General features: G+C 64.2%; 13 protein-coding genes. 7 read left to right on the top strand and 6 right to left on the bottom strand.

Annotated features, from left to right (window positions below):
• The first annotated feature begins 27 nt into the window (after nt 1-27).
• Complete coding sequence (locus ABIB00_RS05230; RefSeq protein WP_354103623.1) at nt 28-888, top strand: TerC family protein; 861 nt, start codon at nt 28-30, stop codon at nt 886-888.
• A gap of 22 nt (nt 889-910) precedes the next feature.
• On the opposite strand, the gene ppx is transcribed toward ABIB00_RS05230, so the two are convergent.
• From ppx to ABIB00_RS05210, 4 genes are all read right to left on the bottom strand, one after another.
• Nucleotides 911-2,413 carry an exopolyphosphatase gene (gene ppx, locus ABIB00_RS05225; RefSeq protein ID WP_247443449.1) on the bottom strand — a complete coding sequence of 501 codons (1,503 nt, stop codon included), beginning with the start codon at nt 2,411-2,413 and terminating at the stop codon, nt 911-913.
• A 15-nt stretch (nt 2,414-2,428) separates the two neighbouring features.
• Complete coding sequence (locus ABIB00_RS05220) at nt 2,429-4,621, bottom strand: RNA degradosome polyphosphate kinase (RefSeq protein WP_354103857.1); 2,193 nt, start codon at nt 4,619-4,621, stop codon at nt 2,429-2,431.
• Between the two features lie 128 nt (nt 4,622-4,749).
• Complete coding sequence (locus ABIB00_RS05215; RefSeq protein ID WP_354103622.1) at nt 4,750-5,427, bottom strand: P-loop NTPase family protein; 678 nt, start codon at nt 5,425-5,427, stop codon at nt 4,750-4,752.
• A 125-nt stretch (nt 5,428-5,552) separates the two neighbouring features.
• Complete coding sequence (locus tag ABIB00_RS05210) at nt 5,553-6,095, bottom strand: CDP-alcohol phosphatidyltransferase family protein (protein ID WP_354103621.1); 543 nt, start codon at nt 6,093-6,095, stop codon at nt 5,553-5,555.
• A 155-nt stretch (nt 6,096-6,250) separates the two neighbouring features.
• On the opposite strand from ABIB00_RS05210, the gene purM reads away from it, so the two are divergent.
• Both purM and purN read left to right on the top strand, forming a co-directional pair.
• The gene (gene purM, locus ABIB00_RS05205; protein WP_354103620.1) at nt 6,251-7,324 is read left to right on the top strand and encodes a phosphoribosylformylglycinamidine cyclo-ligase; all 1,074 of its coding nucleotides are present in this window, start codon (nt 6,251-6,253) and stop codon (nt 7,322-7,324) included.
• Complete coding sequence (gene purN / locus ABIB00_RS05200; protein WP_354103619.1) at nt 7,324-7,977, top strand: phosphoribosylglycinamide formyltransferase; 654 nt, start codon at nt 7,324-7,326, stop codon at nt 7,975-7,977. Before purM ends, purN begins: the two co-directional genes overlap by 1 nt.
• Nucleotides 7,978-8,064: 87 nt before the next feature.
• Here the strand turns inward: purN and ABIB00_RS05195 are convergent, their stop codons facing one another.
• On the bottom strand, nt 8,065-8,271 hold the full coding sequence (locus tag ABIB00_RS05195; RefSeq protein WP_148752975.1) for a cold-shock protein: 207 nt from the start codon (nt 8,269-8,271) through the stop codon (nt 8,065-8,067).
• Between the two features lie 378 nt (nt 8,272-8,649).
• Here ABIB00_RS05195 and ABIB00_RS05190 point away from each other — a divergent pair, with 378 nt between their 5' ends.
• Nucleotides 8,650-9,807 carry an autotransporter outer membrane beta-barrel domain-containing protein gene (locus tag ABIB00_RS05190; protein WP_354103618.1) on the top strand — a complete coding sequence of 386 codons (1,158 nt, stop codon included), beginning with the start codon at nt 8,650-8,652 and terminating at the stop codon, nt 9,805-9,807.
• A gap of 79 nt (nt 9,808-9,886) precedes the next feature.
• On the opposite strand, the gene ABIB00_RS05185 is transcribed toward ABIB00_RS05190, so the two are convergent.
• Nucleotides 9,887-10,927 carry a LysR family transcriptional regulator gene (locus tag ABIB00_RS05185; protein ID WP_354053011.1) on the bottom strand — a complete coding sequence of 347 codons (1,041 nt, stop codon included), beginning with the start codon at nt 10,925-10,927 and terminating at the stop codon, nt 9,887-9,889.
• Nucleotides 10,928-11,004: 77 nt separating this feature from the next.
• Between ABIB00_RS05185 and ABIB00_RS05180 the strand changes: the two genes are divergently transcribed.
• Genes ABIB00_RS05180 through ABIB00_RS05170 form a run of 3 tightly spaced genes read left to right on the top strand, consistent with a single transcriptional unit; the run spans nt 11,005 to nt 12,812 of the window.
• A complete protein-coding gene (locus ABIB00_RS05180; protein ID WP_354103617.1) occupies nt 11,005-11,616 on the top strand; it encodes a hypothetical protein in 612 nt (203 codons plus the stop codon).
• Nucleotides 11,603-12,223, top strand: coding sequence for a GNAT family N-acetyltransferase (locus ABIB00_RS05175; RefSeq protein ID WP_247443457.1), 621 nt, complete (start codon nt 11,603-11,605; stop codon nt 12,221-12,223). Before ABIB00_RS05180 ends, ABIB00_RS05175 begins: the two co-directional genes overlap by 14 nt.
• Before the next feature lie 25 nt (nt 12,224-12,248).
• A complete protein-coding gene (locus ABIB00_RS05170) occupies nt 12,249-12,812 on the top strand; it encodes an isochorismatase family protein (RefSeq protein ID WP_354103616.1) in 564 nt (187 codons plus the stop codon).
• Nucleotides 12,813-12,818 lie beyond the last annotated feature (6 nt).

The following is a 12,818-nucleotide window of genomic DNA, read 5'->3' as shown; positions in this document are numbered from 1 at the left end:
TAAAGAGACACGGCGAAAGGACGTAGTGTGAACTGGCTCTGGCAGATCTTCGATCCCGCTACGATCGGGGCATTCTTCACCCAGTTTCGCAACGAGATGGCCGAACCGACCTTCTGGGTTGCGGTCGGCAAGATCATCTGGATCAACATCCTTTTGTCCGGCGACAATGCGCTGGTGATCGCGCTCGCCTGCCGCGGCCTCAAGCCGCGGCATCGGCTCTGGGGCATGATCTTCGGTGCCGGCGCAGCGGTGCTGCTGCGGATCATCTTCACGGGCATCGTCGCGAGCCTGATGGAGCTGCCGTACCTCAAGCTCGTCGGCGGTCTCGCGCTGATCGTGATTGCGGCCAAACTGCTGGTGCCGGAACAAGAGGACGAGGACGGCGTCAAGTCGGCCTCGCATCTGTGGCAGGCCGTGCAGATCGTCGTCGTCGCCGACATCGTCATGAGTCTGGACAACGTCATTGCGGTGGCTGCCGCCGCCAATGGCAGCGTGCCCTTGCTGGTGCTCGGTCTTGCCATCAGCGTGCCGCTGATCGTCGCCGGTGCGGCGCTGATCATGGCGCTGCTTACAAAGCTGCCGGTTCTGGTGTGGGCCGGCGCGGCGCTGCTCGGCTGGATCGCAGGCGAAGTGATTGCCACCGATCCCGCCATTGCGCCGCGGCTGCACACGCTGTTCGACGGTCCGTTCGGCGCCTCGCTGGACAACATGCTCGGCGCGTTGCGCATCCCGCCGCAGTTCGCCCATGGTGGCGGGGGCGGCGAATATTTTTGCGCGATCCTGGGCGTCGTCGTCGTGCTGGTCGTCGGCACCATCTGGCGCCGACGCAGCCTCAGCGCGGCCGCGCTGGAGTCCTCCGAGCGCCACGCCAAGGCTTCGGCGGAGTAAAAGGCTTCGGCTGAGTAATTCTCTAGCGCCGGACGATCGAGCCGGCGCGGTTGATCAGCCGGGCGAGCGCGCGGAAGCGGCTGCCGACGCGGTCCGCGACGAGATCGCCGAGGCGGTGCTCGAACACCAGCAACAGCTTGCGGCCCACGCTGCGGAAATGCGTCGCCGGCAAGACGCCCGGACGCGCCGCCGAGATCAGATGCGCGACGCGGAAGGCCGCGCCCAGCAGGCGGGCGCGTTCAAGCTGCGCCGGCGTCAGCAGCTCCTGCATGGCGACTGGCGGCTGGTTCTCTTCACTCAGGCCGGCGTAGCGATAGAACACGGATAGGCCGACGAACGCGCGTTCGGTGTGGGTGATCGCGCCGAAATTGCCGTTGACGACGAGACTCAGCGTCTGCTCGCCGCGATGATCGGGATGCACGCGCCAGCCGATGTCGGACAGCAGGCACGCGGCATGGCGCAGGCGGCGGTCCTCCTCGGTCTCGCGCAGCTTCACCACGCGTGCGAGGCGGTCGCTCCAGGCAATCAGCTCGCGGGCGTGCTTCGCCGAACGCGACAGCAGCTGGTTCAGCTCCTCCGCCGCGCAAATCAGCCCGTCCTTGTTGCGCTCGGTTTCCGACAGCTTCTCGTGCAGCAGGCCCTCGCGCACGCCGAAGGTCGAGAACACGATGGTCTTCGGCTTCGCCACGCGGATGATGTGCTCGAGCACCAGCGCTGCATAGGTCAGGAGAGGACGACGCGCATCCGCGACGATCTCGATGTCGGCGAGCATGTCGACAGCCGCAAGACGACGCAGACGACGCGAGAAGTCGAGCGCCTCGGCAGCCGAGATCGAATAGCCGTGCATCACCTGGAGCGGATAGCCGCTCTGGATGATGTGGATGCGCGCGAGCGCGCGCCAGGTGCCGCCGACCGCGTAGAAGCTCCGGCCGCCACCTGCCTTGAGTTGCGGCACCCCGTCGAGCGTCTCGCGGACGATGCGGTCGGCGCGTTTGAGAGATTTATGCGCGAGGTCCTGCAGAGCGAGGCCGCCGAGCGGCAGCGTCACGCCGCTGCGCACGCTGTTCTTACGCACGTCGATCAGTTCGAGCGAACCGCCGCCGAGATCGCCGACGATGCCGTCGGGGTGATGGATGCCGGAGATCACGCCCAGCGCCGACAACCGCGCCTCGCGCGGGCCCGACAGGATCTCGATCTTCACCGCGCAGATGCGCTCGGCTTTGGCGATGAAGTCGGGGCCGTTGGAGGCATCGCGGCAGGCGGCGGTCGCAATCGCAAACACCCGTCCGACCTGCATCACCCGGCACAGCGCACGGAAGCGCTTGAGCGAGGTCAGCGCCTTGTCGACGGCGTCGGGTGCGAGCAGGCCCGTGCTCTGCACCTCGCGCCCGAGGCCGCACAGCGTCTTCTCGTTGAAGATCGGAATGAGGCTCCGCGTCAGTCCCTCGTACACGACGAGGCGGACCGAGTTGGAGCCGATATCGATGACCGCGACGCTCGAGCCGCGCTTGCGCGGCCGCTTCACGTCAGAGATCCCGGATCAGGATTGATGACGTTCATTACGGCGCGTGAGGCGGCGCGGCGAGGATTCCTTGAGCGACTTACCACGGCCAGACAGACTCGGATTTGTCATGAAGTAGTTGTGAGCGTTGAAAGGCTCCTCGCCCTTCGCGGTCTTCATACGCGTTGAGGACCCGTCCGGCAACAATTGCCAGCTCTGCTCGTTGTCCTTGAGATTCGCGACCATGATCTGTTCGAGAACCTGCTGATGCACCGTGGGATTTTGCAGCGGACACAGCACCTCGACGCGGCGGTCGAGGTTGCGCGGCATCATGTCGGCCGAGGAGATATACACAGCCGCTTTCGCGCTCGGCAGGCCCTGGCCCATGCCGAAGCAGTAGATTCGGCCGTGTTCCAGGAAGCGTCCGATGATCGACTTGACGCGGATGTTCTCCGACAGGCCGGGGATGCCGGGCCGCAGGCAACAGATGCCGCGCACCACGAGCTCGACCTGCACGCCCGCCTGTGAGGCCTCGTAGAGTGCGTCGATGATGTCGGGGTCGACCAACGCGTTCATCTTCATCCAGACCGCGCCGGGCCGGCCGTGCCGCGCATGCGCGGTCTCGCCCTGGATGTGCTCGATGATGCGCTTGCGCAAGGTCAGCGGCGACACCGCCATCTTTTCCAGATCGCTCGGCGCCGCATAGCCGGTGATAAAGTTGAACACGCGCGCAGCGTCGCGGCCGATGGTCGGCTCCGAGGTGAAGTAGGAGAGGTCGGTGTAGATGCGCGCGGTCACCGGGTGGTAATTGCCGGTGCCGGTGTGGACGTAGGTTGTCAGGCTGCCGCCCTCGCGGCGCACCACCATCGACAGCTTCGCGTGCGTCTTCAGTTCGAGGAAGCCATAGACGACCTGGACGCCGGCGCGTTCGAGATCGCGCGCCCAGCGGATGTTGGCCTCTTCGTCGAAGCGCGCCTTCAGCTCGATCAGCGCGGTGACGGATTTGCCGGCTTCGGCGGCTTCCACAAGCGCGCGCACGATCGGCGAGTTGCTGGAGGTGCGGTAGAGCGTCTGCTTGATGGCGACGACGTCGGGGTCGCGCGTCGCCTGCTGGAGAAACTGCACCACCACGTCGAAGGATTCGTAGGGATGATGGACGACGAGGTCCTTCTGCCGGATCGCCGCGAAGATGTCGCCGCCGTGCTCGCGCACGCGCTCGGGATGGCGCGGGACGTAAGGGGTGAATTCGAGATCGGGCCGGTCGAGGCGGGTGAGCTGCGAGAGCTCGTTCATGGCCAGTACGCCGTCGACCAGCAACACCTCGTCGTCGGCGGCCGATAGCGCATGCTGCACGAAGCTGCGCAGCTGCTCCGGCATCTTGGCGTCGATCTCGAGCCGGATCACCGACCCGCGGCGGCGGCGCTTCAGCGCGGTCTCGAATAGGCGGACGAGATCCTCGGCCTCTTCCTCGATCTCGAGCTCGGAGTCGCGGATGATGCGGAAAGCGCCCTGGCCTTGAAGATTGTAGCCGGGGAACAGGCGGTTGATGAACAGCGCGGTGGCCTGCTCCAGCGAGATCAGCCGGACGACCTTGCCGTCAGCCGGCAGGCGGATGAAGCGGTCGATCTTGCCGGGCATGCGGATCAGCGCGTTCATCTGCTTGCCGTCGGCGGCGCGCGTGAGTTGGAGCGCGATGGTGAAGCCGAGGCTCGGAATGAACGGGAAGGGGTGGGCCGGGTCGATCGCGAGCGGTGTCAGCAGCGGAAACACGTTGCTGAGGAAGTAGTCCTCGACCCAGGTTCGCTCCGCCTTGGTGACCTCCTTGCCCTCGACCAGAACGATGCCCTCGTTGGCCAACGTGCCGCGCAGGTCGCGCCAGATCGCCTGCTGGTCGGAGGCCAGTTGCGAGACGGTCCGGTTGATAAGCGCGAGCTGCTCGGACGGCGTCAGGCCATCGGGGCTGCGTTCGGCAATGCCCTCGCGCACCTGGGCCTTGATGCCGGCGACGCGGACCATGAAGAACTCGTCGAGATTATTCGCTGAAATCGACAGGAATCGCACCCGCTCCAGCATGGGGTGGCTGGCATTGACCGATTCCTCCAGGACGCGGCGGTTGAAGTGCAGCCAGGAGAGCTCGCGATTGATGAACCGCTCGGGGCTCGATGCGATCGCCGGATGGCCCTCGGCTTCCGGAGCTTTTTCTTTAACTTCAACAGCTTGCGCAGAGTCCATCAGAAATCGATCCATCCAGTTCGCCCAAATTTGCGACTTATGCGCAAAACCGTCGGGAGCTTGTGTTAGAGCGATGACGTTTCGATGACATTGATGTTCCGCTGCCGGGCCGCGTCAAGCCGCCTTGGTCAGACATCCCGCAAGAGCTCGGCGGCCAGGGCCCGGGTGACGGGACGGCCGAGGCGCAGGGCCTCGCTGTCCAGCAGCTCCACGGCCTGCCGGGCGGCGGCCGAGGACCGCTCCAGGCGGGTAGCGAGGTAGCTGACCACGCTCTCGTCCACGGCGAGCTGGCGGTCGGCGCAGAATTTGACGATCAGGCCGCGGAAGAGCTGGTCGTCAGGCGGCAGCAGCGCGATGACAGGCACGGCGCGCAGCCGCGAGCGCAGGTCGGGCAGCTCGATCTCGAGCGATGCCGGCATCTGGCGCCCGGTGAAGAGGACGTAGGCGTCGTCCTCGCGGGCCAGGTTCATCAGATGGAACAAGGCGCGCTCGTCAAATTCCCTGACCTTGGGATCCTCGACCACCAGCGCGCCGGTGACGAGCGCACCCGGGACGGCTTCGGCGGTCAGCGCATTGGCGGTGGTCGAACGGGCGCCCGAAGCCTCGGACCAGATCGCGGCGAGATGGCTCTTGCCGCTCCCTTCCGGGCCGGCCAGCCACATGATCCGGTTCGGCCATTCCGGCCAGGCGTCGATGAGGGCAACACCGGCGGCGTTGGCGGGGCCTTCGAGGAAATTGTCCCGGCTCAGGCTCTCCGCATGCGGAAGCGAAAACGCCAATTGTCGGGGATGAACGCGGCCTGGCACGCTTGCTTTGCTCCGTGCCGGCGTGCCGGCTTCGTTTGAGGAGATGCGACTTAATCGAGCGGAGTTGGCCTTTTGCGGGGCCGCATCCCAACTCATTTGGCCTCGATAGTGCTACTTGATAAGTACTACTTGGCTTCGATCGTACTCATGTGCCGCAACCACTCGACGAGATAGAGCGACACCGAGGAGAGCGTGAAGGCCGTGACGAGGCCCATCAGGATTATATCATAAGGACCGGGCTTGAAGCCGAAGGCGAGGGCGGCCAGCACCAGCGCCGCGAATGCCACCTGGGCCACAGTGTTGAGCTTGGATACCCTCGAGGGCTTCATCTCGACAGGGCGGTCGAACAGCCACGAAACGATCACGGCGGCGACGATCATGATGTCGCGCGAGACCACCAGGATGACGATCCAGCGCGGAATCGCACCCCAGATGCCCAGGGCCATGTAGATCGAGACCAGCAGCGCCTTGTCGGCGAGCGGGTCGAGCAAGGCGCCGAGCTCGCTCGTCATGTTGAAGCGCTTGGCAAGGAAGCCGTCGACCGCATCGCTGATACCCGCGATCAGGAAGACGGCGAACGCCACCTCCATTTGGCTCGACACGATGGCCCAGACGATGATCGGGACCAGCATGATGCGGCCCAGGGTAATGATATTCGGAATACTCACGAAAGCGCTTCCCGGCACCCGGTCTGACCTCGAATCCGGCCCTTAGAGGCTGAACCGGTTGATATCTCTACATAGTATACGAAGGCGCGCCATGCGAGCCATTGCGCGTCCCCGGAATTCGACGTAACCAGCCGCAAACCCACTGGAAATCGGGCATGACCGACCGCAAAAACGGCCTCACTTACGCCGATTCAGGCGTCGATATCGACGCGGGCAACCGCCTGGTCGACCTGATCAAGCCGATGGTGCGCGCCACCGCTCGGCCCGGCGCCGACGCCGAAATCGGCGGATTCGGCGGCCTGTTCGACCTCAAGGCGGCCGGCTTCAAAGACCCCATCCTGGTGGCCGCGACCGACGGCGTCGGCACCAAGGTCAAGATCGCGATCGAGACCGGCCTGCATGGCGGGATCGGCATCGACCTTGTCGCCATGAGCGTCAATGACCTTGTGGTGCAGGGCGCCGAGCCGCTGTTCTTCCTGGATTATTTTGCCTGCGGCAAGCTCGATCCGGAGGCGACCGCCTCGATCGTCGCCGGTGTCGCCGAAGGCTGCCGCGAATCCGGTTGCGCCCTGATCGGCGGCGAGACGGCCGAGATGCCCGGCCTCTACAAGGACGGCGATTACGATCTCGGCGGCTTTGCCGTCGGCGCCGCGGAGCGTGGCACGCTGTTGCCGCGCAAGGACATCGCCGCCGGCGATGCCGTGATCGGGCTCGCCTCGTCGGGCGTGCACTCCAACGGTTTCTCGCTGGTGCGCAAAATTGTGGAACAATCCGGCCTCGGCTTCGAGGCGCAGGCGCCGTTCTCGCCCGTCATGACGCTCGGCGGCGCGTTGCTGACGCCGACGCGGCTCTACGTCAAATCCTGCCTGCGCGCGATCCGCGAGACCGGTGCGGTGAAGGGGCTTGCCCATATCACCGGCGGCGGCTTCACGGACAACATTCCGCGCGTGCTGCCGAACCATCTCGGCGTCGGTATCGACCTGGCGCGCCTTCCGGTGCTGCCGGTGTTCAAATGGCTGGCAGCTCAAGCCGGCATCGCCGAGCTCGAAATGCTGCGGACCTTCAATTGCGGGATCGGCATGATCGCGATTGTCGAGCCGGACAAGGTGAACGAGATCATGCAGGTCTTCGCTGAGGCCGGTGAGACCGTGGCACAGCTCGGCACCGTGATCCCAGCCGAAGGCGAGCACCGCGTCGTCTATAACGGCCACCTCGACCTGGCGCTGTGATGAAGCGCCGCGTCGCCATCCTGATATCGGGGCGCGGCTCCAACATGGCCGCGCTGATCAAGGGCGCGGCCGCACCGGATTTTCCGGCGGAGATTTCCCTGGTCATCTCGAACAAGGCCGATGCGCTGGGGCTGGAAACGGCCAAAGCGCGCGGCGTGAAGACGCTGGTGATCGAAAGCAAGCCGTTCGGCAAGAACCGCGCCGGCTTCGAGACGGTACTGCAGACAGCGCTCGATCAGCATGGCATCGAGCTGATCTGTCTCGGCGGCTTCATGCGCCTGTTCACGGCGGAATTCACCAAGGCCTGGTACGGGCGGATGCTCAACATCCATCCCTCGCTGCTGCCGTCTTTCCCCGGTCTCGACCCGCACGGCCAGGCCTTGCGCGCCGGCGTCAAGCTGTCTGGCGCGACGGTGCACTTCGTGATCCCCGAGACCGACGCCGGTCCCATCGTGATGCAGGGCGCGGTGCCTGTGAGCGACCACGATACCGGGGCCACGCTGTCGGAGCGCATCCTCGAGATCGAGCACCGCATCTATCCTGAGGCGCTACGGCTGCTCGCGGCCGGCAAGATCCGGATCGAGGGTGACGTCTGCAAGACGGCGGGCGGCGGGCCGTCGGAGAATTTTTTGATTGCGCCGGTGGCGAATTGAAGCGCTGTCGCGTTTCGTCGTCATAAATAAAAACCCCCGGCGGAGCCGGGGGCAACGTCATGATCTCTCGCGCAAAATCGAGAGAAATCAGGAAACCTTGAGGTTCTCCGCGGATGCTTTGCCGCGGTTCTCCACGAGGTCGTATTCAACCGCTTGGTTTTCGTTGAGGGTGGAAAGTCCCGCACGCTCGACGGCGGAGATATGGACGAACACGTCCTTGTCGCTGCCGTTCGGCTTGATGAACCCATAGCCCTTGGTCGGGTTGAACCATTTGACGGTGCCCTTTTGCGGCATCCTCAGTCTCCTCCGCTAGATACAAAAAAGACGCGGCCGCTTTTTTCGCGTGCCACGCCACAAACGGGCTTCCGGAAGTCTGTTCGAGTCTTGAATCTCAATGTCGCGAAACGCACAGCCGAGCGCCAATTCCGATTGTGTCCGATATTGCAACATGAAAATCGCGCGTTAGCAAGCCGTGCGCGAATTTCAAGCCAGGGCCGGGCGAACAGGATTGCAATTTGCGACCTGTGGCCGTGGAACCACAATCCCGGGCAATAGCCTCGGCCATAGCGTGCCAACCCGTTGACCCTCCGTGACAGTTCGGAACAAATCGCCGCACGCGCCGCAGCTTGTGTTGCATTCCAGCGCTCCGCCACTCGCTTCGGGAAGGTCGTCATGTGCTGCACCTCGCAGCTCTCCGGGACACGGCAGACGATCGGACTGGATCGCTTCCGCCGGATTGCGACGGCGATCGCCATGGCCTGTACGTTCGTCGTGATGATGTCGGCCGCGACGCCCGGCTTGGCGCAAAGTCCGACGCCCACGCCGACCCCAACCCCATTGCCGTCACCGACTCCGGTTCCTATGCCGACCTCGACCAATTACGACCAGTCGGCCGGCAACAGCGCGCTCGATCTCGGCTCGAATTTCCTGGAGCGGCTCGGCAACCAGGCATCTGGCGGCGTCAACCGGGCGTTTCGGACCAATCCGGGCGGCGGCGGCGCGTCGACGGCCACGGAGGATCCGCGCTACCGCGCCTGGTTCGAGGGCTACGGCATCTCGGTCCGGACCGATGCACAGGGCGATTTCGTCGGCGACAAGCGCAAGACGGTTGGCGGTGTCGCGGGCTTTGGCGCGCGGCTCGCGCCGGGCGTCAATATCGGCTTCTCCGTCGACCAGAGCGACACCGACATCGACGTGCCGCTCGCGCTTCAGTCCGCGACACTGGACCTGACGCAGCTCGGCTTCAACGGCTCCGTCGACAAGGGCCCATGGACCTGGGCTTTCGCGGTGGTGCACGGTTTCGGCAAGGTCCGTTCCGGCCGGGATACCGGCCTGGGTTTTGCGACCGCGGGTTATGGCGCCGCAATCGACGGCGCGCTGACCGAGATCAGCTACTACTGGACTCAGGACCAGATGCGCATCGTGCCCAAGGGGGCGCTGGAATATGTCCGCGCCACCAGCGCCGCGTTCCAGGAGGCCGACGGCCTCGATCCCCTCAATGTCGGCTCGACGGCGCTCTCACGCGCGCGCGTCATGATCGGGGCCGAGATCGGGCGCTACTTCATCTTCGAGCAGAAGATCCTGGACCTGTCCGCCTACGGCAAGTTCGTCGACAATTTTTATCAGAACCTGGGATCGGTGCAGGTGAGCCTCGGGACCCAGAGCATTGTCGTGCCCGGCATCGGCGAGAGCCGCTACGGCATGGATGCCGGCGCCTCGGCCTCGCTCAGCTTGACCAACACTGCGCGGCTCTACATCAATTACGACGGCAAGTTCCGCAACGAGCTGACGTCGCACCAGGGCACGCTCGGCGTCGAATATCGGTGGTGAGGCGAAGCCTGCCTGCATCCGCCCAGAGCATGATCCGGAAAAGTGCGGAGCGGTTGTTTGAAAAGGTCATGCCCAAGCTTCAGGTCGGCGTTGCCGCGATATATCCCGTCAATCCAAAGCCTTCGCGCGCGGCCGTCATCATCGGCACCAGCGCGTTCGGGTGGATGAACTCGTCGCGGAAACAGGGATGCATCTTGGGATCGAAGATTTTCTTCAGCCAGTCGACCACGATCTTGTGGCGCTCGGAGGTGCGGAACTCCTTGTGATAGGTGAGCCAGAGATCGGCGTGGTGGCTGACGCCGAGATCGACGGCAACGAGCGGGGCGCCGAGCGCGATCGAGACCGTCGGCAGGAACCCGATGCCGGCGCCGCGCTCCACTGCATAGAGCACGCCGACCGACGAGTTGGTCTTGATCCCGACGATGCCCTCGAGCGACTTCAGTCCGAGCACGCGGGCGTAGGCGCCGTCATCGACCTGCGGCGCGTTCTGCTTGATGATGCGGTGGTTCTTCAGCTCGGCCAGGCCCGCCGGGACGCCGTAGAGGTTTTCGTACTCCTTGGAGACGAACGGATAGATGTGCAGACGGCCGAGCTTGGCGACGATCAGATCCGGATTGGTCGGCGGCTCGAGCTGGATCGCGATATCGGATTCCAGCCGCGCGACGTCGGCCTGCTCCATCGCGCAGCGCAGGTCGACGGTGATCTTGCGATAGGTCTTCTGGAAGTCGATCAGTCGCGGCAGGATCCAGAAATTGCCGGGGCCTTCCGTCACCGCGACGCGCACGGTGCCTGACATATCGTTCGACGATCGCGAGGCACGCCGGAGGACGTTGAAGGCATGACGCTCCATCAGCGCCACGTCGGCGATCATGGCGCTGCCTTCGTCGCTGAGCGTGAGCCCGCTCTGGTCGCGCAGGAACAGCTTGCAGTCGATGCTCTCTTCGAGCCGGTCGATCCTGCGCATGAGGGTCGTGGAGGTGAGCCCGAGCTCCTCAGCGGCGTTGCGAAAGCTTTTATATTTTGCGCAAGCTAAAAATAATTTCAAATCGTCCCAGGACGCATCCAGGGCTTCTTCACGGTGCTGCATCATAGCAGCACCCCGGTGCAATAACTGCTGCATACTCCTGATCCCCAGCCGCTAAGCTCTTCGCGATAGCGGGGCACGAAAGCCGCGGACGATAAAGGGGTGACATAGGTATGGAAAGGGGCTCGTTTGCCGCAAGGCATGATTTCGACGCGCTGCCGCTCAGTCCGGATGTCGACGTCCGTTGCGCCCAATTTTCCGAAATTGCCGCGCTTTCGCAGATGGCGCACCGGCTGGTGCCGGGCGTTCGGATCGGGACGGCTGAGCTTGCAAGATACTTCACCTTCGATCCCGAGAGCATCCTGACTTTCAGCCGGAAGGGCAACCTCGTCGGCGGCATGGCCTTCCTGTTTCTGAACGAACGCGGCCACGATGCGCTGCTGCTCGACGAGATCTGTCTCACCGCGCCGGAAACGCGCCATCTCGCTTCTGCGAAGGAGGACGTTTCTGCCATCTACATCTGGGCGATCGCGGCGACAGGGCGCGGCGTCGCCGGTCTCGGCAAGGCCGCGGCTCATCTAAGACAGCTAAGGTTTCGTAACGCGGATTGCTATGCGCAGCCGTCAACCGTGGCCGGACGCGACATCATGAAGGCGACCGGCTTCGAGCCTGTTCCGAGCTTCCAACCCGACCTCTGGTGCTACGAGCGCCCCTGGCATCGACAACCCATGCGCATGCCCGGCGCGGTCATCCAAGCAAGGAGTTTTGCAGATGCACGGTACTAGGATTCCTCTCGCGAAGCCCGACTCCCGCGCCATCACCATTCGCCTCGCACGCGACCTCAGCGATCTCATGCTGGTCACCTCGATCCGCTCAGCCGTCTATCTCGCCGAGCAGGATTGCCCGTTCGATGAGGAGTTCGACGGCAACGACATGGTCGCCGCGCATTTCATCGGCTATGTCGGCAACGAGCCTGCCGGCTGTCTGCGGGTGCGGTTCTTCGGCGATTTCGCCAAGGTGGAACGGCTTGCGGTGCGGCATCAATATCGGCGCTCGCGCGTCTCGTTCAAGTTGGTACAGGCGAGCGTCGACTATGTGAAGCGCAAGGGCTTTCGCAAGATCTACGGCCAGGCGCAGGACCGTCTGGTCGATTTCTGGGCCCATTTCGGCGCCAAGCCGCTCGGCCACAATCGCAAGGTTACCTTCTCCGACTTCTCCTACACGGAAATGCTGCTGGAGATCGAACCGGGTCCGGACGCGATTACACTGGACAGCGATCCCTATGTGATCATCCGTCCCGAGGGCGATTGGGACCGGCCGGGCGTGCTCGACGCCTCGGCAGGACGAGCCGTGACGTCGCCGCTGCGGGACGTCGCGCTCGCTGGCCGTTGAAACCAGTGCAGCTGCGCACAAGATCATGCTAGCTTCCATCACCGACGATCCGCCAATCCTGGTCTGCGCGGATCTCCAGGTCGAATATCTGACCCCTGGACGTCGCCACGTCATCCTCGACGGCGAGGTTGCGACGGCGCGTTGCCTGGAACTGCTGACGCTGTGGCGCGACAATCTCTGGCCGGTGATGCATTTGAAGCGCATCGCTCAGGCAGCCTGGTTCAATCCGGCATCCAGGCTGACCGATTGGATCGTGGACGCGAAGCCGCGGCCGGGAGAAATGACGTTCGAGCACCCGCTGCCGTCGGCCTACAGTTCGTCGCGGTTCGTGGACTACATGTCCAATATCCGCAATGTGCGTTGCGTGCTCGCAGGCTTTTCCCTGGACGAAACCATCCTGGCCACCGCTGTCGACGGGTTTCATCGCAGCCATCGCTACCAGGTGGCCGCCGATGCGGTGGCCTGCCGCCAGCCGGGAACTGGCGACGCCGCCGCCTACAAGCATGCGGTAGTGAATGTGATCGGGAATTTTGCTACAATCCAGTCCAGCGCCGAACTGATCAGAGCCAGCGGCGCCGTTGCGGTGTAGACGGCC

This window comes from Bradyrhizobium sp. LB14.3 (assembly GCF_040547985.1).
Taxonomy (GTDB): Bacteria; Pseudomonadota; Alphaproteobacteria; order Rhizobiales; family Xanthobacteraceae; genus Bradyrhizobium.
The sequence above is the reverse complement of the archived record's forward strand: the minus strand, read 5'-3'. Positions and strand labels throughout refer to the sequence as shown.